This window comes from Rhodanobacter sp. Col0626, from assembly GCF_049994385.1.
Classification (GTDB): Bacteria; Pseudomonadota; Gammaproteobacteria; order Xanthomonadales; family Rhodanobacteraceae; genus Rhodanobacter.
In genome coordinates this window covers 3,753,133-3,774,611 of sequence record NZ_CP188260.1, presented here as the reverse complement: position 1 = coordinate 3,774,611, position 21,479 = coordinate 3,753,133, and the positions used below count along the sequence as shown (strand labels likewise).

General features: G+C 64.4%; 27 protein-coding genes. 16 read left to right on the top strand and 11 right to left on the bottom strand.

Features of this window, described 5'->3' with window-relative positions:
* Positions 1–186: 186 nt before the first annotated feature.
* Together ACPPVV_RS16645 and ACPPVV_RS16640 are read right to left on the bottom strand one after the other, a co-directional pair.
* On the bottom strand, positions 187–1,581 hold the full coding sequence (locus tag ACPPVV_RS16645) for an Hsp70 family protein (protein ID WP_426700982.1): 1,395 nt from the start codon (positions 1,579–1,581) through the stop codon (positions 187–189).
* 248 nt (positions 1,582–1,829) lie between these two features.
* Positions 1,830–2,288, bottom strand: a complete 459-nt coding sequence (locus ACPPVV_RS16640) for a hypothetical protein (protein ID WP_426700981.1) — start codon at positions 2,286–2,288, stop codon at positions 1,830–1,832.
* A gap of 433 nt (positions 2,289–2,721) precedes the next feature.
* Here ACPPVV_RS16640 and ACPPVV_RS16635 point away from each other — a divergent pair, with 433 nt between their 5' ends.
* Complete coding sequence (locus ACPPVV_RS16635) at positions 2,722–3,138, top strand: metal-dependent hydrolase (RefSeq protein ID WP_426700980.1); 417 nt, start codon at positions 2,722–2,724, stop codon at positions 3,136–3,138.
* 187 nt (positions 3,139–3,325) lie between these two features.
* On the opposite strand, the gene ACPPVV_RS16630 is transcribed toward ACPPVV_RS16635, so the two are convergent.
* Both ACPPVV_RS16630 and ACPPVV_RS16625 read right to left on the bottom strand, forming a co-directional pair.
* On the bottom strand, positions 3,326–3,790 hold the full coding sequence (locus tag ACPPVV_RS16630) for a hypothetical protein (protein WP_426700979.1): 465 nt from the start codon (positions 3,788–3,790) through the stop codon (positions 3,326–3,328).
* Positions 3,787–4,362, bottom strand: coding sequence for an RNA polymerase sigma factor (locus ACPPVV_RS16625; protein ID WP_426700978.1), 576 nt, complete (start codon positions 4,360–4,362; stop codon positions 3,787–3,789). Before ACPPVV_RS16625 ends, ACPPVV_RS16630 begins: the two co-directional genes overlap by 4 nt.
* A 125-nt stretch (positions 4,363–4,487) precedes the next feature.
* Here ACPPVV_RS16625 and ACPPVV_RS16620 point away from each other — a divergent pair, with 125 nt between their 5' ends.
* The 7 genes from ACPPVV_RS16620 (at position 4,488) to ACPPVV_RS16590 (ending at position 9,756) form a co-directional block, all read left to right on the top strand.
* The gene (locus ACPPVV_RS16620) at positions 4,488–4,814 is read left to right on the top strand and encodes a DUF6249 domain-containing protein (RefSeq protein WP_426700977.1); all 327 of its coding nucleotides are present in this window, start codon (positions 4,488–4,490) and stop codon (positions 4,812–4,814) included.
* A gap of 191 nt (positions 4,815–5,005) precedes the next feature.
* Complete coding sequence (locus ACPPVV_RS16615) at positions 5,006–5,494, top strand: lysozyme inhibitor LprI family protein (protein WP_426700976.1); 489 nt, start codon at positions 5,006–5,008, stop codon at positions 5,492–5,494.
* Positions 5,495–5,521: 27 nt separating this feature from the next.
* Positions 5,522–7,042, top strand: a complete 1,521-nt coding sequence (locus tag ACPPVV_RS16610) for an XVIPCD domain-containing protein (RefSeq protein WP_426700975.1) — start codon at positions 5,522–5,524, stop codon at positions 7,040–7,042.
* A gap of 153 nt (positions 7,043–7,195) precedes the next feature.
* Complete coding sequence (locus ACPPVV_RS16605) at positions 7,196–7,711, top strand: DUF3016 domain-containing protein (protein WP_426700974.1); 516 nt, start codon at positions 7,196–7,198, stop codon at positions 7,709–7,711.
* A gap of 155 nt (positions 7,712–7,866) precedes the next feature.
* Positions 7,867–8,790: a M14 family metallopeptidase gene (locus ACPPVV_RS16600; RefSeq protein ID WP_426700973.1), complete on the top strand. Its 924-nt coding sequence runs from the start codon at positions 7,867–7,869 to the stop codon at positions 8,788–8,790.
* Positions 8,791–8,834: 44 nt separating this feature from the next.
* Positions 8,835–9,149, top strand: a complete 315-nt coding sequence (locus tag ACPPVV_RS16595; protein ID WP_426700972.1) for a hypothetical protein — start codon at positions 8,835–8,837, stop codon at positions 9,147–9,149.
* 67 nt (positions 9,150–9,216) lie between these two features.
* Entirely contained in the window at positions 9,217–9,756 is a 540-nt protein-coding gene (locus tag ACPPVV_RS16590) for a DinB family protein (protein ID WP_426700971.1), read from the top strand.
* Positions 9,757–9,799: 43 nt separating this feature from the next.
* Here the strand turns inward: ACPPVV_RS16590 and ACPPVV_RS16585 are convergent, their stop codons facing one another.
* A complete protein-coding gene (locus ACPPVV_RS16585) occupies positions 9,800–10,798 on the bottom strand; it encodes a JmjC domain-containing protein (RefSeq protein ID WP_426700970.1) in 999 nt (332 codons plus the stop codon).
* Positions 10,799–11,025: 227 nt separating this feature from the next.
* Here ACPPVV_RS16585 and ACPPVV_RS16580 point away from each other — a divergent pair, with 227 nt between their 5' ends.
* The 4 genes from ACPPVV_RS16580 (at position 11,026) to ACPPVV_RS16565 (ending at position 14,787) form a co-directional block, all read left to right on the top strand.
* A complete protein-coding gene (locus ACPPVV_RS16580; RefSeq protein ID WP_426700969.1) occupies positions 11,026–12,165 on the top strand; it encodes a calcium:proton antiporter in 1,140 nt (379 codons plus the stop codon).
* Between the two features lie 68 nt (positions 12,166–12,233).
* The gene (locus ACPPVV_RS16575) at positions 12,234–12,758 is read left to right on the top strand and encodes a GNAT family N-acetyltransferase (RefSeq protein WP_426703265.1); all 525 of its coding nucleotides are present in this window, start codon (positions 12,234–12,236) and stop codon (positions 12,756–12,758) included.
* 87 nt (positions 12,759–12,845) lie between these two features.
* Positions 12,846–13,958 (top strand): acyltransferase family protein, encoded by a 1,113-nt coding sequence (locus ACPPVV_RS16570; protein ID WP_426700968.1) that lies wholly within the window; start codon positions 12,846–12,848, stop codon positions 13,956–13,958.
* 127 nt (positions 13,959–14,085) lie between these two features.
* Positions 14,086–14,787 (top strand): alpha/beta fold hydrolase, encoded by a 702-nt coding sequence (locus ACPPVV_RS16565; RefSeq protein WP_426703264.1) that lies wholly within the window; start codon positions 14,086–14,088, stop codon positions 14,785–14,787.
* Positions 14,788–14,811: 24 nt separating this feature from the next.
* Here ACPPVV_RS16565 and ACPPVV_RS16560 read toward each other — a convergent pair whose 3' ends face one another.
* Positions 14,812–15,222 carry a DUF4087 domain-containing protein gene (locus ACPPVV_RS16560; protein WP_426700967.1) on the bottom strand — a complete coding sequence of 137 codons (411 nt, stop codon included), beginning with the start codon at positions 15,220–15,222 and terminating at the stop codon, positions 14,812–14,814.
* Positions 15,223–15,435: 213 nt separating this feature from the next.
* Here ACPPVV_RS16560 and ACPPVV_RS16555 point away from each other — a divergent pair, with 213 nt between their 5' ends.
* Positions 15,436–15,594, top strand: coding sequence for a hypothetical protein (locus tag ACPPVV_RS16555; protein WP_426700966.1), 159 nt, complete (start codon positions 15,436–15,438; stop codon positions 15,592–15,594).
* A gap of 252 nt (positions 15,595–15,846) precedes the next feature.
* On the opposite strand, the gene ACPPVV_RS16550 is transcribed toward ACPPVV_RS16555, so the two are convergent.
* From ACPPVV_RS16550 to tsaA, 3 genes are all read right to left on the bottom strand, one after another.
* Positions 15,847–16,707 (bottom strand): endonuclease/exonuclease/phosphatase family protein, encoded by an 861-nt coding sequence (locus ACPPVV_RS16550; protein WP_426700965.1) that lies wholly within the window; start codon positions 16,705–16,707, stop codon positions 15,847–15,849.
* 117 nt (positions 16,708–16,824) lie between these two features.
* Positions 16,825–17,664: a DUF4377 domain-containing protein gene (locus ACPPVV_RS16545; protein ID WP_426700964.1), complete on the bottom strand. Its 840-nt coding sequence runs from the start codon at positions 17,662–17,664 to the stop codon at positions 16,825–16,827.
* A 231-nt stretch (positions 17,665–17,895) separates the two neighbouring features.
* Positions 17,896–18,441 (bottom strand): tRNA (N6-threonylcarbamoyladenosine(37)-N6)-methyltransferase TrmO, encoded by a 546-nt coding sequence (tsaA, locus tag ACPPVV_RS16540; protein ID WP_426700963.1) that lies wholly within the window; start codon positions 18,439–18,441, stop codon positions 17,896–17,898.
* Between the two features lie 67 nt (positions 18,442–18,508).
* Between tsaA and ACPPVV_RS16535 the strand changes: the two genes are divergently transcribed.
* Both ACPPVV_RS16535 and ACPPVV_RS16530 read left to right on the top strand, forming a co-directional pair.
* Positions 18,509–18,883 carry a YciI family protein gene (locus ACPPVV_RS16535; protein ID WP_426703263.1) on the top strand — a complete coding sequence of 125 codons (375 nt, stop codon included), beginning with the start codon at positions 18,509–18,511 and terminating at the stop codon, positions 18,881–18,883.
* Positions 18,884–18,885: 2 nt separating this feature from the next.
* Positions 18,886–19,413, top strand: a complete 528-nt coding sequence (locus tag ACPPVV_RS16530; RefSeq protein ID WP_426700962.1) for a DUF6630 family protein — start codon at positions 18,886–18,888, stop codon at positions 19,411–19,413.
* A 12-nt stretch (positions 19,414–19,425) separates the two neighbouring features.
* Here the strand turns inward: ACPPVV_RS16530 and ACPPVV_RS16525 are convergent, their stop codons facing one another.
* Complete coding sequence (locus tag ACPPVV_RS16525; RefSeq protein WP_426700961.1) at positions 19,426–20,322, bottom strand: hypothetical protein; 897 nt, start codon at positions 20,320–20,322, stop codon at positions 19,426–19,428.
* 17 nt (positions 20,323–20,339) lie between these two features.
* Positions 20,340–20,648 carry a UBP-type zinc finger domain-containing protein gene (locus tag ACPPVV_RS16520; RefSeq protein WP_426700960.1) on the bottom strand — a complete coding sequence of 103 codons (309 nt, stop codon included), beginning with the start codon at positions 20,646–20,648 and terminating at the stop codon, positions 20,340–20,342.
* A gap of 114 nt (positions 20,649–20,762) precedes the next feature.
* On the opposite strand from ACPPVV_RS16520, the gene ACPPVV_RS16515 reads away from it, so the two are divergent.
* Entirely contained in the window at positions 20,763–21,479 is a 717-nt protein-coding gene (locus ACPPVV_RS16515; RefSeq protein WP_426700959.1) for an HAD family hydrolase, read from the top strand.

Below are 21,479 nucleotides of genomic sequence, written 5' to 3'. Positions count from 1 at the left end.
CGACTTTGGACGTCCAAAAGTCCATCGGCACGTCGCGCAATATCTGAGTCCTGCCGCGACATGCGAAGCCCGTGCAGTTGTCGCTATCGCCGAGGGTGCGTAGCGGCAGCGCTGCATGGTTTGTACAAAGCCAGAGCAGAGATGCGGTGCCAGGGCCGAATTTTATTCGGCCACGATCTGTCGGCGTTACCCGGCAGCCTCGCTCGCTGCGACCGCCAGTCCGGACACCACGCCCAGCGAGGGGTCGCCCTGCACCAGCGGAATGTCGGGAAAGCAGGCCTGCACGCGGGCCTTGATCTGCGGTGAGCGCGAGGTGCCGCCGGTGAGGAACACGCTGGCCGGCAGCTCGGCCAGATCGCCGCGCACCGTGGCCAGCGTGCGTTCGAGCTGGGCGAGAAAAGTGTCGATGGCGGCGTCGAGGTCGGCACTGCTGGCCTCGACGGCCAGTCCATGCTCGATGAAGTCCAGCTCGGCACGATGGTGCGCAGCGGTGCTCAGGGTGATCTTGGTGCGCTCGGCCAACTGATTGAGGCGGGTGGTGGCGCCGAGTTCCTGCAGGGCGCGCAGGCGCGTGCCGTAAGGCTCGTCCACCAGGCGATAGTCCTGCTTGCGGAACTCGCGTTGCTTGGGCAGGTTGTGCACGCTGGCCGCTTCGACGAACTGGTGTTGCGGCACGCGGATGCTGTCCTTGCCCAGCAGCGGCATGAAGCTGTGCAGGCTGATGCTCACGTCCAGATCGGTGCCGCCCTTGGGCAGGCCCCAGCTTCGCGCGATGTTCGGCGCCGCGCCGCCGCCGAGTTCGGCATGCGCCACGTCGGTGGTGCCGCCGCCGATGTCGACGATGAGTGCGTGCTGCCGTGCCTCGAGACTCTTGTGGTAATGCATGGCGGCAGCGGCCGGCTCTTCCAGGAAACTCACCTGATCGAAACCGGCCACGCCCGCTGCCTCGCGCAGGATGTCGATGGCCTGTTCCGATCCCTGCGCGCCCATCGAGCTGCGGAATTCCACCGGCCGGCCGATCACCGCGCCGCGCACCGGCACGCCGAACTGCCGGCTGGCGCAGAGCCTGATGTGCTCGAGGATGTGCGTGGCGATATGCACGATCACCTTGCGCACCTGCGGGTCCAGCCGATAGCCGAACATCGACTTCGGCGACTCGATCAGGTTGCCGCCGCCGCTGTCGAGGTAGCCTTCCACCGCCTCTTCGCCGAACAGCGCGTGCTGGAAGCTGGCGACCGAGGCCGTGGCCTCGCGGGTCTGCTGTTCCATCCATTGCCGACGCACCACGCGCAATGCTTCGCGTCGCAACTCGCTTTCGCTGCGTGCCACCGGCGTCTGACCGCGCGCGGCGGCCGCTGTCGCCATCTCGCGCTGGCGGGCGCGGGCCAGGCGCAGCTCGGTCTCCAACTGCGCTTCGAGCTCGGTCGTCAGCTGGAAGTCTGCCGGGTCGGGCACCAGTTCCGGGAAAAACACCGCGGTGCGGAACTGCTCGGTGGCGCCGAAACGCACCAGCTGCAGTTCGCCGTCGATGATGGCGGCGGCAGCCGAATAACTGGTGCCGAAGTCGATACCGATATGCATGGAAGTCACGCAGCCGTGGGGTCGCAACCGAACAGTATGACCACTAAAAGGCGTCGACCCAATCAAGGGCGAAACGAGAGGCCCTGTTCTCAACCCGGCGTAGTCCGGGAAAACGGTGTGATGGCACCGGTAGCTGATGCTCCTGGAGGCAGGCGTCAAGCCGGCCAGGCTGCGGTTCTCGGCGCGTCGGACACGCACGTCATGGCAGCGTGTTCGATATGCCGCGCGACACGCCGGTTGCCCGATGCTCAGCCACTGCAGTTTTTGGTGCGCACCGACCAGGTGATGTTCTGGATTTTCCAGCGTCCGCCATCGCGCACGAGCTCGAAGTGTTCGAACCCGCAATGCTGCAGCTTGCCGTCGGTCGCGAATGTATAGCGGCCGCGCACCGTGGCCATCGCGTCATCGATTTCGATACGCGGATCCAGCATGCGTTCTTCGTACCGCTCGGGACCGGGGACTGCGTGCGCATAGGCTTTCAGGTCGAAGCTGCGTACCGTCACGCTGCCGTCGGCCTGCTCCATCAGCACGGTTGCCGTGCCGGTGGGCCGCAACTGGGCAAGCACGGCGGCTTCGTTCCGTGCGGACACACCCGCAAGGGCGGCGTTGACGATGGCCATCGCCGCTGCCCGGTCGGCGCCGGGCGATGGCTGGACCGCGGCGACCCGGGTGGCGACGGCCAGGGAAAGGGCGAGCAGGATGGGCATCGGTTGATTTCCGTCACGAGGGAGGATCAGGTTCGCACGTCAGCTGGGCGGGGCGAAGCAGGGTTCCGATAGATCGGCAGCTGGGCCCGTCCGTTCGTTGCCTGCTGCCCGAGCTCGCGGACAAAGGTTCAGGATTGAAGACTACATGACGTCCGGCGCGGATTTGAGTTGGCCTTGCAGTTGTTGCGCGCATGGCTTCGCCTCATCGCGACAAGTCCCCAGCATGTACAGTTTGTTCGCGCTGGCGCAGACAACCAATGAGGTGATGCATGTCGCTGCATGACGGGATCGTGGAATTGCTTTTCATCATCGTGCCGGCGCTGGTCATGGGCTGGCTGCATCGCACGCCTGCAGCGAGGCGCGATAACTGATGTACGCCGCACATTTCGCGGCTGGGCTCGCGCTGAAAGGCCGCGCGCCGCGTGTGCCGATGATGGCCGTCCTGATCGGCGCCTTCGTGCTCGATATCCTCTGGATCGCGTTCGATGTACTGGACGTGGATCGCCTGCCGTTGAACGACTGGTCGCATTCGCTGCTGATGGCGATGGTATGGTCGAGCGTCTTCGCGGTGTTTTTCCGGAGGCTCGGTTCCCGTGCATGCGCCGTGGTCTGGCTGGCCGTGTTCTCGCATTTCATCCTCGACCTGCTCGTGCAGGGAGCGACGCTCTACCCGGGTGCGTCCGACCGGTTCACCCTAGCGCCGCTGGTCGTCGAACATGCGCGGATCTTCCAGTTCGGCCTCTGCGTCGTGCTGCTTGGCGTGTATCTCTACGACGCCCGTCGCGCCTCGGTGCCGGCGTGGAGGGCGCTGCTGGTGTCGGCGGTCGTGCTTGCGTTGAACCTGCGTTGAGACGTCGGGGCTGTGCAGGCCGGCCGTTTCTGCGGCTGATCGGTCAGGGCTGCTTCTGAAACACCCCGAAGCGAAAGATTAAGTAGCCGGTTCTTGACCCATGGCTGGCAAACGAACCCGGCCCTTTAGAGCCACCGAGCACACTTGATGGCACAGGAGGGGCTTTGCCCCGGTTTGTTGTGATGAATCAATCGAGCGGCCCCGCCCGTCGCGACCATGCGCCGAGCAGCCAGCTCATGCCGAGGCAGCCAGCCAGGGCCAGCAGCCATTGCGTGGCGGCGGGTGCGGGCAGCAGTGCCTTGAACGACGGCCACCATGCGCTTCCGTAGATGATCGTCACTGTCGCGGCGGCCAGCAAAAGCACGCTTGCGAGGACGGTCGTCAGCATGCCTTCGAGCGCCATCGAGGATGCCTGTTCATGGGCCGGCATCCCGGCCATGGCGCTTACCTGTTGCGCGAAGTCCGCGGGCAGGCCATCCGGCGGCGCTGTCCGCAGGGTGCGGGCGAGCAGTCGATAACGATGCGAACGGGCGTCGTCGCCGGCCGGGTCCAGATGCAGGCGTTCACGCCGCAGGGCGTTCTCCTGCGCCAGCCACTCGCGCTCCTGGGCGGGATCGTCGAACTGGGGGATGTCGTCGGTTTCGTGGTTCATGCTGCAACTCCTGTCCGCGTTTCCAGTGCACCACGCAGGCGCAGCCGCGAGCGGAACAAGTGGCTCTTGATGGTACCGCTGGCCAGGCCGGTGATGCGGGCGATGTCCGGGATGGTCGTTTCTTCGAGGTAATACAGGGTGAGGATCGTGCGCTGCAAAGGTGGCAGCGCCTCGATCGCCTGGTGCAGGTGGCGCATGGTTTCCTCGTCGGCACAGGCGGTTTCGAGGTCGAAGCCGTCGCCGATGTTTTCCAGCAACGAGCCGTCGCCGTCGTCGGTGTTGTCCAGCAACGGGATGCGCTTGCGTTGAAGATGGCGCAGCGCGATGGTCCATGCCACGCGTCCGATCCACGATTTCAGCGCACTCTCGCCGCGATATTGGTGCAGGCTCTGATGCACGCGCAGAAACGTGTCCTGGCACAGCTCGCGTGCGTCCTCGGGGTTGCGCACCATGCGCTGGACGATGTGCCAGCACAGGCCCTGGTATTCGCGCACGAGACGCTCGAACGCGCCCGGCCGGTTGGCCAGCACGGCATGGACCAGCTCGCGGTCGGCTTGGTGGATGTCATCCATGCGGCTAGGGATACGCTCAGCGAGCCGATGGTTGCAAGTATGCCGGTGCAACCGCGGCGGGCTTGTCCGTATCTCTGGGTTTCGAACGGCCGCCATTCGTGGCCATCCACCCAAGGAGTATCCCCATGAATTTCGGCGATCTGATTCCGATCGTACTTTTCATCTGCATTGCCTACGCCATCAAGGTCGTGGTCGACGCCCGCGTGCGCGGTCGCATGGTTGGCGCCGGCGGCTCGGAGGAGCTGGTCAACTCGATCATGCGCGATGAGGAGCAGCGTCGTCGGCACTCCTCGCTGCGCTGGGGCATCGTGCTGTTGTCGGTTGGCCTCGGCTTCGGGTTGATCCAGTGGTTTGGCTGGCAGGAGGTCACCCCGGGCATGATCGCGGTGCTGGCCGGCGCCACCGGCCTGGGCAACCTGGTGTTCTTCGCCGTCGCGCGGCGACTGGGCTGACCGGATGTGCAGCTTCGTCGGGCCGGAAACGACCTGCCGGAGCCGCATCGGCCGGCACCCGATCGGCGCCAGATCCGGCACAAAAAGCGGGTGATCTGGGCACCAATGATGTGCCGCACGTGATCGGCGACGCGGAAAATTGACGGTAAAGGGCTTTATTCTGGCCCGCACGTCATTGCAGGAGATTCACCATGAAATCAAGGAACCCCGTCATCCTCACGCTGGCTTTCTTCATGTGCTGCGGGCCGCTGTCGGTATATGCCGCGATGTCCGGTCCCGCTGGCCAACCGGCATCCTTCGATGGAGCGGCAGCAAGCGATGACGGCTCCGGCAGCGCCGGTGTCGAGGGGCTTTCCCAGGCCTACCTTTCTTGTCAGAAATCGGCCGGTGAGAAACTCCTGGCCAGCGACGCATGCATGACAAGCGAGCTGAAATATCAGGATGCGCGGTTGAACAAGACCTACAAGGCCTTGCTTGGCGTGCTCAAGCCTGAGTCGAAGAAGGCGTTGGTCGAGGCGGAGCGAAGCTGGCTGCAGTCGCAATCCAAGGATGAAAATTTCGAGTCGACCCTGTATGGCGACACGCAGGTCGAGAACGCGCAGCAACTGGAAAACAAGTTGTTTCGATTGTGCGCCAGGGCCAACGCCCTGGATAAATATCTTGCGCTGGCGCAGTTGTAAAAATCTCACCCTGAGAGGAGAAATTTCATGACGGACCATATCGATACCCGGAACCTGGACTCGGTCGCGGGAGCGGTCTATTTCGTGGTGGGAAGAGGCACCGAAGGCGGTGCCTCGGACTCCTACCGACTGTCGGTCGCAGGCGTCAGGAATTCCGATTGGGGCGATGTGAGTGCCGTCGCGTCCAACAGCGGCTACAGCATCGGAACCATTCAGGTCGATCTGGGGCAGCAGGGCTTGCGCGCGCTTGGCGCGGCGAGCGACAGGCCGCTGAAAGCCGGGGAAAAGACCTACGTCGACGCCATCATCGAGCAGAGTTCGACCTATGCGCAGGCGAACGGGCTGAAATTCACCAACGATCTCGATGGATTGCGCAAGGACCTGCTATCGCACGGAGACGGCCAGGGCAAGCACCCGTCGATACATTTCATCGACGCGAACACGCGCGACAGCATCAACAAATGGGCCGCGTCGAGCGAAGGCGAGCAGTGGATTCACCAGAATGTCGATTACCCGCAGATCAAGAGCATCACAAAAGATGCCGTGGCCATGGTCGACGCGTACGGCAAGAACATTCCCGAAGACCGTCGGTTCGAGACCATTTGCATCCTCGCCAAAACGGAAAACCAGATTCCCGGGAAGATGGCGGGCTTTGAAAAAGTTCTGAAGGATGGCGGAAATTACGACGACGTAGTGCAGCATGCAGACAAAGTGCGTGCGGCCATCAAATTCTATGATGGCCCCAAGGCCGCCGCCATTGCCGAGACATACGAAACCCAGTACGGCTCACCGGGCAAGAAGGACGCCCTGGACAGGGCTCACGTCAAGGTGAGCAGTTCAACCTACGATCCTTCTGCCGAAAAGAGTGACCCCGACATCCAGGTGGCCTTGAAAGCCATCGGTCAATCCGATCATGTGCGTGCCCACCACCGGGCCGGCGGCGTCCTTCGGTCAGGTGAAAGCGGCCAGGCCGTCAGTGCCCTGCAAACCGATCTGGCCGCGCTCGGTTACACCGATGGCAAGGGCCACCCGCTGGAACCCGATGGGCATTTCGGACCGGCCACCAAGACCGCCCTGGAAGCGTTTCAGCGTGATCATCATCTCGCCGCGGACGGTGTCGCCGGCGCCAGGACGCTCGATGCCATCCATCGCCAGACCCAGGCCGTGAAAACCCCGGGTCTGGAGCATGCGTCAAATCCCGACCATGCGTTGTACATGCAAGCGCAAAAGGCGGTGCACGACCTCGATGCGCGGCAGGGACGTACGTCCGATCAACACAGCAACAATCTCGCCGCGGCACTGACCGTGGCGGCGAGGCGCGATGGCCTGGACCGTATCGACCAGGTTGCGCTCAATGACGACGGATCCCGCGCCTTTGCCGTGCAGAACGGTGTTCCCAGGCAATTTGCCCACGTACAGACGGCCGAAGCGGTGAACACGTCGATGGCACAAAGCACCCAGGCCCTGGACACGCTGCACAAGAAACCCGATCCCGCGCAAACACAGAGCCCCGCGCCACAGCAGGCACCGTCGGCAATGAACCTGTAGTTTTTGCGGCTGCACGGACGCCAGGGATCGGCAGCGAAAGGTCGGGGAAGCGATTCGATGCGGCTTTCCCCGGCCTATACTGATCGTTGCCGGATGGCGGTCGCGCCGAGTGCCAGTTCCGGTCGCTGTCGTGTTCCGATCGGGAGACCTGCCATGAAATCCTCCCCCCTGTTTCGCCTGTTGTGCATCGCCTGCCTGGCGCTGGCTTCGATCGTGGCGCGAGCGGCGACGCCGCCCGACAACGTCACCGTCCGCTACAACGATCCCCGGCACTTCACCGAGGCGAGGCGCAGCGTCGGGGTGCACCGGGCCGATGCCGATGCGTATCTGAAGCCACTCAAGGCCTACATCGCCCAGCGCGCCGCGCGCGTGCTGGCGCCCGGCCAGCGGCTGGACATCGAAGTGACCGATGTGGACCGTGCAGGCGAATACGAGCCCTGGCGCGGCCCGGACTTCGACGACGTGCGCATCATCAAGGACGTGTATCCGCCACGGATCGATCTGCACTTCATGCTGTACGGTGCCGACGGCAAGGTGCTGCGCGAAGGCAGCCGCAAATTGCGCAACGCGGCCTTTCTCGGCCAAGGGCTGGCCACCGACCAGGATTCCTTGCGTTATGAGAAATCCCTGATCGACCTGTGGCTGCGAAAGGGAGCGGCGAAGCTCTGAGGCGCTTCAGCCAAAGGCGGGAGCAAGCAAGCCGGACTGATTGATGCTCGCCCCGCACGGCGAGCAACATGGGGCCACGTGGTTGCCTGTTTCATTTCAGGCCGGTGGTACATTGCCACGCTTTTCCCCTGTTGCCACCGCGGAGCGAACACGCCATGAACAGCCACGCACCTTATCCGATCGGTACGCCCGGACAGCCCTGGGGCGAAGCTGAGCTGTCGGCCTGGCAATCGCGCCAGGCCCGTCAGCGCAGCTACGAAACGGACGTGTTGAGCGTGATCGATACCTTCCGCTCGCGCTTCGATGTGGCGTCCTACGGCAACCTCGATTACCCGCCCGACAGCTATCCGCTGTTCGCGATCAAAAGCCGCGACTGGCGCGACGATCTCCCCGTCATGCTGGTGACCGGCGGCGTGCATGGGTATGAGACCAGTGGCGTGCACGGGGCCTTGCAGTTCGTCGATCGGCACGCGGCAGGTTATGCCGGTCGGGTGAACCTGGTCATCGCACCATGCGTGAGCCCATGGGCCTACGAGCGCATCCACCGCTGGAACCGGGATGCACTCGATCCGAACCGTTCGTTCCGCGAGCACAGCCCGGCGCAGGAATCGGCGGCGCTGATGCGTCTGGTCGCGCCTTTTCGCGAGCGCGTGCGGATGCATATCGACCTGCATGAAACCACCGATACCGACGAATCGGAGTTTCGCCCCGCACTGGCCGCGCGCGATGGCCTGGCCTATGTGCCCGGTGAAATCCCCGACGGCTTTTATCTGGTGGACGACAGTGAACATCCGCAACCGGCGTTTCAGCAGGCGGTGATCGAGGCGGTGGCGAAAGTCACCCATATCGCACCGGCCGACAGTCGCGGCGAGATCATCGGTTCGCCGATGGTCGCCGCTGGCGTCATCGAGTACTCGCTGCGGAAGCTCGGCCTCTGCGCAGGCATCACCGATGCCACCTACAAGACCACCACCGAGGTCTATCCCGACAGCCCCCGGGCCACCGCCGAGCAATGCAATGCCGCGCAGGTCGCGGCGGTGTGCGCGGCGATCGACTTCACGCTGGCGCAGAAGGTCTAGTTGCGCACGGGTTTTCCTGGTGGGTTTTCCACGGAGTCTGGATCATGAAAAAACTGCTGCTACCGCTCGTGTTTGGGTTTGTCCTGACCGGCTGTCATTTCATGGATACGATGACCGATGGACTGCGGCATACGGCCGAAGTGGCCGATGACCTGAAGGCATCGGTCGGCAGCAAGCCGTTCGTGGGATTCAACTGGAACAACGGTACGCTGACCCAGGTGACAGTGCAGTTTCAGGGCGTCCCGGCCGGCAAAACTACCGACGAGATCGCTGCGCTGTCACGCCACTCGATTCAGGCGCATTTCAAGGAACAGCCGCGGCACATCATCATCAGCTTCAGTCTGCCGGGGCAGGGTTAGGACGCAACACACATGGCGTGGCGCCGGAGAAAACCCATGTGTTCGCGGAACATGTATCAGGACTTCCATGTCGCTCAAATCCGATTTCGAACTGACGGCCCGCTACAACCAGTGGATGAACATGCGGCTCTATGCGGCGGCGGCGGATCTGGACGAGGCAGAGTTGCGTGCGGATCGCGGCGCGTTCTTCGGCTCGATCCTGGCGACGCTGGATCACATCCTGGTCGCCGATACGCACTGGATGAAGCGTTTCGCCGCCGCCTTGCCCGGACTGGCTTCGCTTGACTATGTGCGGGGCGTGCCGCTGCCCGAGCTGGTTCGCGGCATCACGTTTCCTGACTTCGCCAAGTTGCGCAACGACCGCATGGCAATGGATGCGGCGATCATTGCGTTCACCGATGAAGCCACCGACACGATATACGCCAGGCCCTTGCACTACGTGAACAGCGCAGGAGCGTCGTACACCAAGTCGGGCGCACTGGTATTGCGCCACGTCTTCAACCACCAGACCCATCACCGCGGGCAGGTGACCACCTTGTTCAGTCAGCTAGGCATCGATGTCGGGGCGACCGACTTGTCCGATCTGATTCCGGAATGCGCGGGTTGAACTGACCGGGCGGACTGCACGGCACCCAGGACCACTTCCTAGGTCAAAACGACCCTGGCGGCGCCTTCTCGCCCCACCATCCATCGGCCGGGCGCGTGCCGCTGCGCAAGGCGCGGATCGCGTGCAGCTGGCGCAGCGCGACATGACGGGTGATCGCCAGCAACCAGCCGAGCGGTGCCTTGACCGCATCGAGCGCGGCTGACTGGCCGGGGTTCGCCGGTGACCGGTGCAGATATTTTCGGAGTGCGCGGTTGGTCTGGTGTATCCGCGCCATTTTCTTCGTGTGGCTGGTGTAGAACGTGACGCCGAGCGAGACCGATACGCCGTCGCCGGGCGTGGCCCATCCGTCGTCCGATCGGGTCATGTGCGGCGAGGTGGTGGGGAAGTACACACCATCACCCGGACCGCTGTCGAACTCGTGGCCACTGCTGCGCCCGGCTTCGGTCATGCGCACCTTTTTCAACGAATGGTTGACGATGAAGTCCTCCACTGCGTCGGCGGGTACCGCGCCGCGATCGGTCGCGTCCCATACGGTAAGCACCTTGCGTCCATGCAGCTGCAGCCAGAAATTGTTCTCGCGGTCGATGTGGAACGGCGTGACCGAGGGCGGCGCGGAGATGAAACAGAAGCCGGTGAGATTGAAGATGCCGGGCTGCTCGCGTTCGATCACCGTGCGCACGGTGTCGAGTATCTCGTCGAGCAGCGCGCGATAGCGGGGAACCTTCTCGATGTTGTACAGCGCAATCCATGAACCGGGCTCTTCGATGCGCTCGAATACCTGCTGGATATCGCGCCCTTCCGGGTGGCGGTCGACGTGATGGAAGGCCGAATCCTGGGCGATTCCCGGATGCACGAAACGGCACTGGCCACCGGGCATCAAGTCACTCGCAAGCTTCGCCAGTTCGGACAGCTGCAACAGCGGGTGCTGGTGAAAATCGTGTTGCAGCCGATGGATGCGGAACGTGGAGAAGCCGGCCGGATCCACCGGCTGGACACGATGCGTCGCACTGGATCGGCCTGCGCCATCACGCTGCTTGCTCATGGTTGTTTCCCCGGCACGGGCGGGTTGCGTCCGTGATGGCGGCATCATGGTCCACGACGCGGTACGACATCAACTGTGGGCCGGCCGGCGACCCTGGCCTGCCGGGGCTTGCCGCTGGCCGCGCAAACGCGCAGCCTTTGGCGAAAGTTGTGCCGGCATGACGGGGTTTCCCTCGCGCGCATGCGGCGAACGGCATGCATGCGGGGACACATCACGAGGGGATCTCGATGAAGCGGGCGCATCTGGGGTGGCTGGTCCGGAGCGAATGGTTCCTGGGCGTGAGTGTCGCGACCAGCGTGGCGTTCCTGCTGTTCAGGACACCGCTGTTGGCCGACCTGCACAGCGGAGCCAAGCTGGCCGTGGTCTTTGCCTGGCTGTTCGTGGTGATCCTGGGTTCGGCGCTGGCGGTGGTACGCCATGCCGAACGGCTGGCCGAGCGGCTGGGCGAACCTTACGGCACGCTGATCCTCACCCTGTCCATTACCTCGATCGAAGTGGTCAGCGTGAGCGCGGTGATGCTGCATGGCGCCAACAATCCCACGCTGGCGCGCGACACGCTGTTCGCGGTGACCATGATCATCCTCAACGGCATGGTCGGGCTGTCGCTGCTGATGGGCGGTTGGCGACATCGTGAGCAGCACTACAACCTGCAGGGTGCCAACGCGTATCTGGGCGTGATCATTCCGCTGGGCATATTCGCGCTGGTGCTGCCGAATTTCACCGCGTCGACCGGCGGGCCCACGATGGCCATGAGCCAGGAGATGTTCCTGGCCCTCGTGTCGGTCGTGCTGTATGTCGCGTTTCTGGTCCTGCAGACCCGGCGGCATCGCGATTATTTCAGCAGTGCGGGGGCCGGCGTCGAGCCGGCGATCGAGACCCGTCGGTCCACGCCCGTACCGGCAACGGCGCAGCACTCGAGCGTGCTGCGGCACGCCGGCCTGCTCGGTGCGTACATGATTCCGGTGGTCTTTCTGGCCGAGAAGCTGGCGCCGCCGGTCGACTACATCGTGGAAACCAGCCACGCGCCGCTGGCCCTGGCCGGATTGACCATGGCCGTACTGGTCGCCACGCCCGAAGCGATCAGCGCCGTGCGTGCGGCGGGCGCCAATCAACTGCAGCGCTCGGTGAATATTTTCCTCGGCTCGGTGCTGTCGACCATCGGCCTCACCATTCCGGCGGTGCTGGTGATCGGCCGGGTGACCCATCACCCGATCACACTGGGCCTGCAGCACACCGACCTGCTGTTGTTCCTGCTCACCCTGACGTTGTGCCTGGTCACGTTTTCCAGCGGCCGCACCAACGTGCTGCAGGGTGGCGTGCATCTGGTGCTGTTCGTGGCGTATCTGTTTTTCATGTTCCAGCCGTGAGCGCCCGCAAGGCGCTGCCGACTCCGCCACGCACGAACTAGAATGGCGTGGATCGGAGACCCTTGTTGATGATGCCCAGAGACGCCACGCCCGCTGATTTTCCCGCCATCCTCGTCCTCAACGAGACATTCGTGTCCGTGCTCAGTCCGCTCGACGGCGAGCGTCTTGCGCGGCTGCACGCGCAGGCGGCCCTGCATCGCGTGATCGAACACGATGGCCGGGTCGAAGCGTTTCTGCTCGCCTTGCGCGAGGGTGCGGATTACGACAGTCCGAACTATTTATGGTTTGCGCAGTGCCATGCGCGTTTCCTGTATGTGGATCGCATCGTGGTTGCCGGCAGCACGCAGGCACGCGGTGCCGGCAGGCGGCTTTACCGCGACCTCCATGCGCTGGCGCTGAAAGACGACGTGCCGTTGATCACCTGCGAGTTCGACGTGGAGCCGCCCAACCCGGCGTCCGAACGCTTTCACGCCGCGCTGGGGTTTCGCGAAGTCGGTCGGCAGCCACTCGATGGCGGCCGCAAGACCGTTTCGCTGCAGGCGCTGGAGATCGCGGCGGGCGGGTCGTCCTGGGCGGCCACCGTCGTTCGGTAGGGCGAAGAATCCGCGTTGTCGGGCTCGTTCATCGCGCGGGAATCCAGCACAATCCCGACCAGCATCCACATCGTCACAGGGACGTCCATGCATCGCCTGCCGGGTCTCGACCTGCTTCGCGCCATCGCCATTGTCTGGGTGATGCTGTTCCATTCGTACATCGTCGGCGGGCTCGGTCCCGATTTTGCGTGGCTGTCGCGCTATGGCTGGGCAGGTGTGGATATCTTCTTCGTGCTCAGCGGTTTCCTCATCGGCGGTCAGGTATTGCGGCCGCTGCAGCGTGGCGAGCGGCTGGCGTTCGGCGAGTTCTACACGCGCCGTGCCTGGCGCATCGTACCGGCGTTCGCCGTGGTACTGGCCGCGTATGTGTGGTTTCCGGCATGCCGCGAAGCACCGGGGATGCAGCCGTGGTGGCAGTTCGCCACGTTCAGCATGAATTTGCTGATCGACTACGGCAGCAACCAGGCGTTCTCGCACGCATGGTCGCTATGCGTGGAGGAGCATTTCTACCTGGTCTTTCCGTTGCTGGCGTGGTGGCTGACGCGGCGGCCGTCGATGAGGAAATTCGCCGGCGTGTGCGTTGGCGTGATGGTGCTTGGCATCGTCCTGCGCAGCGCAGTGTGGCTGCACGACGCGGCGATCGATCCGCCACGCAACTGGTTCATCGAAGACATCTACTACCCCACCTGGATGCGCCTGGACGGATTGCTGCTGGGAATCGTGCTGGCCGCGCTGCGGGTCTATCGACCGCTGCTCTGGACACGCTGGCAGACGTACGCGAATGCGGCGCTGGCCGGTGGCGTGGTGGTGACTGGCGTCGCGTTCTGGCTGTTTCGCGAGCGCGCGGGCCTGCTCGGCAACGCGATCGGCTGGCCGGTGCTGTCATTCGGTTTCGCGCTGCTGGTGTTCGCCGGCGCGGACCGGCGAAGCCCGATCGGCCGCTGGCGGGTGCCGGGTGCGGGTTGGCTGGCCGCGGTGTCCTACAGCCTGTATCTCAGCCACAAGATCGCCTTCCACCTGGTGCAAGTGACCTTTGGTGCAGCCCTGCAGGGGCACGCCGCGCTCGCTTTCGCCACCTATGCGGCGGCGGTGTTGTTGCTGGGCGCCGCGCTGCATTACCTGGTCGAGCGTCCGTGCCTGCGCCTGCGCGAGCGGCGCAGCCCCCAGGCGCCCGCCGCGCTGGAAACGATGGCCTCCTGACCCGCCATGGCCTGGCCGCGATGGTCCAGGCAAACCGTTCAATCGAGTTCGTCCCGGAATGACTGATGCCTGCATGGCCAACACCGAACGATTCCCTGTCATCTCCCGTTGAATGGCGGGCATGCCGATGAGTGACGATCGGCCATCGTTGATACTGCTGCCTGGATTCCTCTGCGACGAGGAGCTGTGGCGCGATCAGTTGAGCGGCCTTGCCAATATTGCCGATGGCCGGGTAGCCGACCTGGGGCATGGCGACAGCATCGCCGGATTGGCCCGGCAGGTGCTGGCGACGGCGCCGCCGCGTTTTGCGCTGGCCGGCTTTTCGTTTGGCGGTTATGTGGCGCAGGAGATCGCCCGGCAGGCTCCGCAGCGCATCCAACGGCTGGCACTGCTGGATACCTCGTTCCGCGCGGACACGCCGCAGCGCATCGCGCAGCGGCGTGCGGCCAACACAACGGTCAGCCTGCCCGGAGAGTTCCGCGGCATGACCGAACAGCTGCTGCCGAGCTTCATCGCGGCGGACCGGCTGCACGATGCGCCGCTGGTACGGCGGATCCATGCGATGACGTTGCGGCAGGGACGGGAAGTGTTCGTGCGGCAGAACGCGATGCTGCGCGAAGACGGTGCGGCTACGTTGCGCAGCCTGACGTGTCCGGTGCTGATCCTGTGCGGTCGCCACGACGTGCTCACGCCACCGGCGCTGCACGGCGAGATGGCCGCGTTGATGCCGCAGGCACGGCTGGTGGTGGTCGAAGACAGTGGCCACATGAGTCCGATGGAGCAGCCGGCGGCGGTCACGCAGGCGATGCGGGAATGGCTGGGAGCTTAGACGGCCGCCAGGTCCGCGGCTATATCAGTCCTCGTCGGTCTCGGCATGCGGCGGTTCGCGCAGCGACCTGTCGCCGCGGCAGGTGGCCAGTGGCCGCGCCGTGGCCTTGCCGATCGAGGCCACGAGGTGCGTTGCCGGGTCGGCGCGCATCGTCAGGCAGGCGCAGCCGTAGCCGTGATGACCATGAGTCGGGACCCACTGCGCGTCGGTGAAATCGGGCCAGTCGCCATCGGCTTCGTGGCCGCCCTGGGCCGCGATCTCCCATTCGCCATCGCGATCGGTGAGCGTGGCATTGCCCGGCGTGGGGTTTTCGAACCAGCCGCAGCGCCGTTCGCCACGGGCGACGTCCGGCGGATTGGTTGCCATGGCCGGCGCCAGGGCGATCCAGAGCAGGGCGGCAAGACAGGCGATCGGCTGGAGCGACGGCTGTCGCATGAACCCTCCTTCGTAGATTGATGGCCGAGGATAGCGTGGGTGCATGTGTCCGCCTGTCCGGGATCGGGGTGGCGACCGTCCGCGGACAATCGTGCGCGAACTCTCGCGAAAAATTATCTATATTTAAAACAATGAGTTGTATTCATTCCAGGGAATGGCACGGCGATTGCATTAATCACATCGCAGGGCATCTTCCCTCTCTTGGAGAACATCATGAAATTCGAATCACAGATCCTGGTCAGCCTGTTCGTCGTCTGCTTCGTCGTTTGCGCCCTGGTCATGGGCGCCATGCTGAAAACCACCCCGGCCTCGTTGCAACTGGCTGGCACGCATGCCGCGGTGGTCGTCGTCCCGGTCGCACCGGCGAGCTGAGGCGATGGCGGCGGACTGTCGATGCGGCGGGTCTCGCATGGCTCGGCCGCATCGTCTTTTCCATGGCCCTGGCCATGGGTTCAGCTTTCAAGTACGTGATCGCGCTGCTCGACACATCGCGCTGCTCGACACTGGCGTCCAGCCACCACAAGCGCTGTGCATCGCACGAGCGTCCGCACAAGACCGCGATCGCCGCGGCGTCCGCGGCAATTCATCGGACAACGCGTTGACAGTGCACGGTGAGACCGCGACTTAGTGACCGCCGCCCGCCTTTCGCGGTGCGGGCCACTGGAATTCGGCCACGACCGGGAAATGATCGGACGGATAGTGACCGTCGTGTTGCGTGGTCACGGTGCGCTCCGTATCGGCGTGCAAGCCTCGGTAGAGAATCCAGTCGATGCGCTTGTCCGGCGTGCCGGTGAAATTGTGGAAGGTGGCTTCCGGGCCGCTGTGCGCGTCGGCACTGAGACGTGCGTCCTGCAACGACTTGGTAAGCAGGGCATGGGCAGGACTGGCCGGTGTGGTGTTGAAGTCGCCCGTCAGCACGATCGGCAATGTCGCGGGCAGGGTGTGCAGTCGATCGACGATTTCCTGTGCCGCGTGGGTGCGTGCCGGTTCGTCCTCGTCCCGGTAGGGGAAATGCGTATTGGCGTAGTAGAAGCGCTGGCCGCTGGCCTTCAGCTCGAACATCGCCCAGGTCACCATGCGCGGCATCGGATGCCCCCAACTGATGCTGCCCGGCTTGTCCGGTGTCTCCGACAGCCAGAAATTTCCGGACTCCACCAAGCGCAGCCGATCGTTGCGGTAGAACACGCCCATGTGTTCGTCGCGGTCGTCGCCATAGCGGCCACGCCCGAACCAGGTGTAATGCTTCAGCTTGCCGACCAGATAATCGCCCTGAAGCTTGAACAGCTCCTGCGTGCCGAGCACGTCGGGTCGCTGCTCCTCGATCGTGCGGACCATCAGGTCGCGCCGGTTCTCCCAGCGGTTCGCCCCGTCGTCGGGATTGGGGTAGCGCACGTTGAAACTCATCACGCGCAAGGTCTGCGCCATCGCGGGCGGAATCGACAAGGCCAGCATGCCGGCAATCAGCAGCAGGTGGATGGGACGCATGGGCTACTCCATGGGAAACGAAACGGTACGACCGTAGCACAGCGATTTTCTGCAGGTCGCGGTGTGCCGTGCTGAACGACAGCACGAATGCCGGTCAGCGAATGGTGTGCATCTGGTTCACAGATGTTGTGCCGGCGCGGCCGCGTCGCCGGATTTGACCAGCTCGCTCTCGACCACCATGTCCAGCACATAAGCCGTGGACGAGCCATCGGCGGGCGGCTGCTTGACGGTGTAGCGCTTCACGCGCAGCACGTTGCGCGTGCCGGCCTGATGCACGTATCCCTCGATGTCCTGCGGCAGCGTCTGCCACGGACCGGGCTGGCCGCTGCTCAGGCCCTGTGCGTCGTAGTGGCGTTCGCGCACGCGCAGGCACGACTTGTCGGGGATCAGCGGGTGGTTGCAGGGCGTGGTTTGCGCGGCCACTTCCAGGAACACGGTTTCGCCGGGACCGCCATATCGCGTTTCGGCCGTGGCCTTGCCGGCGAAAATCAGGGTCTGGCCGCTGTCGGCCGCCAGCGTGAGCAGCGGCGTGGCGTCGCTGCCGGCGGACAGGATCACCGTGGGCTTGGCACGCAACACGGCCTTGATGGTGGATTGGCGTTGCATCAGGGTGCGGTCGGCGCAGGCCATCATGGTTTGCAGCAGCTGCGCGGTGACGAGGTGGCCGTCGATGATGCGATAGCTGCCGCTGATGCGGTTGCAGGCGTTGCTCACGTTGACCCGGCCGGCGTCGAAGTCGAGTTGCAACGGCTTGTCCGAGGTGCCGAACAGTGCGTCGAGGCGATGATTGCTGCTGTCGACGGCATCGTGCAGTTGCCAATGATGGCCCGCCAGCGTGGCGGCCGTTATCGGCAACGTCGTTTCGGGGGACGGATTCGCCGCGGCGTACGTGGCCGATTCCGGTACCGTCATGCAGGCTGCGAATGCAAGAGGAAGCAGCCATAGACAGGCCTTCATGCAGATTCTCCTGAAAAAAGGTGTTCCGGGAATCTAACCCGTGAACGCGATCGATGATAGCCACGGCATGGCGCGCAAAAAAAAGCCGCGTCGGACGGATATCCGGCGCGGCAAGAGTTTGAACCGACCACTGCCAGGTGCATCGGTGTCGCCAACGGGGTTTCCGCCGGCGACCCATGCAAGGTAGTGGCGAGCCGTCTCACGGATTGGGACGGCGCATGGCGGGGCGATTCAGTCATCGGGTCGAGCACGCGGTTTGCGTGGTCCGGGTGCGGAATGACGCCCCTGCGTGGCGTCGATCGCATCGATCCAGCCGGCACGCGAGGCGGGGAACGCGTCCGCGTACGGCACGTACGGTTTGATATCCAGGATCGGCGTGCCGTCGAGCAGGTCGATGCCGCGCACGCGCAGTGCGTGCGCCTCGACGGCGACCAGTTCGACGGCGGACAACCCGATCGCATTCGGCCGGTGCGGCGAACGGGTGGCCAGCACGCTGCGCTTGCCACCGCCGCGCGGCGGTTTCACTTCGGCCTTCCAGCCTTCGCTGCGATGGAACACGAACACCAGCCAGATCCGCTCGAAGCCGGCGAGATCGCGAAATGCCGCGGCCGGCAGGCCTTCGACGAACTCGATCACTGCCTCGGCCGCCGCTTGCGTCTCGGTGCCGGCCACCACGGTGGACTGGTGCGGCGCGTCGATCCGTCGGGCATAGGGTGAGCGCACGAACGCGATGGGGTGGCAGGCGATGGCGTTGGGGGTATCGTGCATGGCGGTCATGATGCGACATTATCCACCCCGTATCGCCTCTCCATGGTTCCAAGAACCTTTCCCCGCCGAGGACGCCATGAAATATCTCGTGATGATTTACTGCGACGACACCCTGCTGGAAGCACTGCCTGAGGGCGAATTCGACACGCTGATGCATGGCTGCTTCGTGCATGCCGACGAATTGCGCGGACAAGGCCAGTTGCATGACTCGCAGCAGCTGGAAGCGCCGGTCACGGCCCGCACCCTGCGTGTGCGCAATGACCGCGCGACCGTCGTCGACGGGCCCTTTGCCGAAACCAAGGAATACCTGGGCGGCTTCAACCTGATCGAGGCGGCCGACATGGACGAGGCGGTGCGGATTGCCTCGGAGTTCCCGTGGGCGCGCACCGGCGCGATCGAGATCCGCCCATTGCGCGACATGGATGCGGTACGGCGCCGGGTGGGCGCGTGAGCATGCATGACGAAGACGACTTCGACGGTGGCCCCGACTTCGATGACGAGGACGACTCGGTCGAGGCGAAGGTCTGGCAACTGCTGCTGCTGATCAATCCCGGCGACGAGGAAACCGCGCTGTTGCAGTTCACCGACTACCGCGAGGCCGTCGTGGAACTCGATGCGGACGAGATCGAGCCGATCGAGGTGATTGCGCGGGTGATCGACTGGCGCTCCGGTTTCATCGTCGACGCACACGACCTGCGCTCGCTGGTGCAGGCGGTCAACGAGTTGTCGTCGCGCTGGAACCTGTCGATCGACTGGAACGGCGATCCGGATGACGATGAGTTCTTCGACGACATGGACGCGGCCGAACTGTTCTCGATCGCGTACGACCGCCTGGCTGAATTCGGCTACACGCTGTGGGCGTGGGAAACCGACGGTGACACCTACGCCGGCTGGATGACGCTTACCCGCGACGGCGAACCACTGCGCGAACTGGCCACCGCGCTGGGCATCAACCTGCGCCTGGGCAGCGAGGTGAGCTGAGCTGTCGTGGCGTCACGCCACGGCCGTATCCAGCGGTCGTCCGGCCAGCCATAGCGCCAGGTTCCTCACATAGCGTTCGATCGAACGCTGCGCCTCCGGCGCATGCGCCAGTGCATCGCCTGGCGGTTCGGAAACGAAGCTGGGCGCACCCAGCCGGGGATTCCAGTTGTAATCGGCGAAGTGGTGGAAGGTGGACTGGGCAACGGCCGGGCCGCCGTCGGCCGAGGGCTCGAACGCCACCGCGAGATTGAACTCCACGCCGCTGACCATGCTGCGGCCGGTGGCGATGACCCGCGCGGTCGGATCGTCCGCCGGCTTGCCGACCGCGCCTTCGTGCGGATGCGCGGGCAGGCAGTGCACGCTGCCGTCCGGCGAGTCCGGATCGGTCAGTAGCGGATGCCGCGGTTCGCTGATGTGGATGTGCTGGAAATCGCCATTGGCGCCGGAATGGTAGTTGGGCCAGAGGATGTCGCCGGTCACGGTGTCGTCGATGTGATGCCGCGCCGGATCGGGATCGGGATTTTTCGTGTGAAAGAAATGCGCGGCACCCACACCGCCGAGGGTGCACACCGAACTGCCCAGGTCCATGTGGTCGCGTGTCACCAGCAGGCCGCCGCCGCGCTGGCGAAAACGCGAGACGGCGGCGCAGTCTTCGGTAGTCAGCCCGTCGCCGGTGTCGACGGCGAACAGCCACATTTCGTCGAACGACGAGCGATCCAGTTTCGACAACACGCTGTCCGGCGCGCCGACCGGATCACGATCGCGTGCGGTCACCTCGAACAGCGGCGAACCGTCGGCATCGAGCAACCCGGCCAGGTATTCGTGCAGCAGGGCGAAGCGGCCGATATGCCAGTCGTCCTCGGTGGTGGGAATGGTGGTCTGCAACAGAATCCGGATCGGCTGGCTCATGATCGGTGCTCGCGAGGTCAGTAATAACGCGGTATCGGGCCGAGCTGCGGCGTCATGCGGTCGCGCAGGTCGAACACGGCTTCATCCACGTAGCACCAGCCCCATCCCTCCGGTGGATCGTAACCTTCGATGATCGGATGCCCGGTGTCGTGGAAGTGCGCGGTGGCATGCCGGTTGGGCGAGTCGTCGCAGCAACCGACATGGCCGCAGGTGCGACAGATCCGCAGATGCAGCCAGACGCTGCCTGACTGCAGGCATTCCTCGCAGCCGCGCGCGCTGGGCGTGACATCCTGGATGCTGTCGAGATGGGTGCAGTGCTTGGCCATCGAGAGACTCCTTGGGAGGTGCGGAAAGCCCGATCGGCGGTCGGATCGAACGCTTATCATAGGCCCACTTTTGGCATCGGTTGTGATGCCCGGCGTGAATGGATGGCGGATGACATGTTGCAACTGATCGGTTTCGATGGCGACGACACGCTGTGGCACAGCGAGGGTTACTACCGCCAGGCCAACGAGGCCTTTGCCGCCATCGTGGGGCGCTATGTGGACCTGGGCGACCAGCGCGTGCACGACACCATGCTGGCCACCGAGCAGCGCAACTTGCAGCTGTTCGGCTACGGCGCCAAAGGCATGGCGCTGTCGATGGTGGAGACGGCCATCGCGATCACTGACGGACGCATCACCGCCGCCGACATCCACCAACTGGTCGAGCTGGGCAAGAACGTGCTGCAGCACCCGGTGGAACTGCTGCCGGGCATCCGCGAAGCGGTGGAGGCGGTGGCGCAGCAATACGACGTGGTGCTGATCACCAAGGGCGACCTGTTCCACCAGGAGAAGAAGGTGGCGCAGTGCGGGCTGGCCAACCTGTTTCGTCGCATCGAAATCGTGTCGGAGAAGAACGCCGCCACCTACTTGCGCGTGCTGGCCGAGTTCGGCCTGCAGCCGGCGCAGTTCGCGATGGTGGGCAATTCATTGCGCTCGGATATCGAGCCGGTGGTGCGACTCGGTGGCTGGGGCGTGCATCTGCCGTATCACGTGACCTGGGCGCATGAGTTGCAGAACGGTCTGGGCGACGACGAGCCGCGCGTGGTGACGGTGGACTCGCCGGCGGCGATTCCAGCAGCGTTGGCGCGCTTGCACGAATGGGCGGCGGTTTGA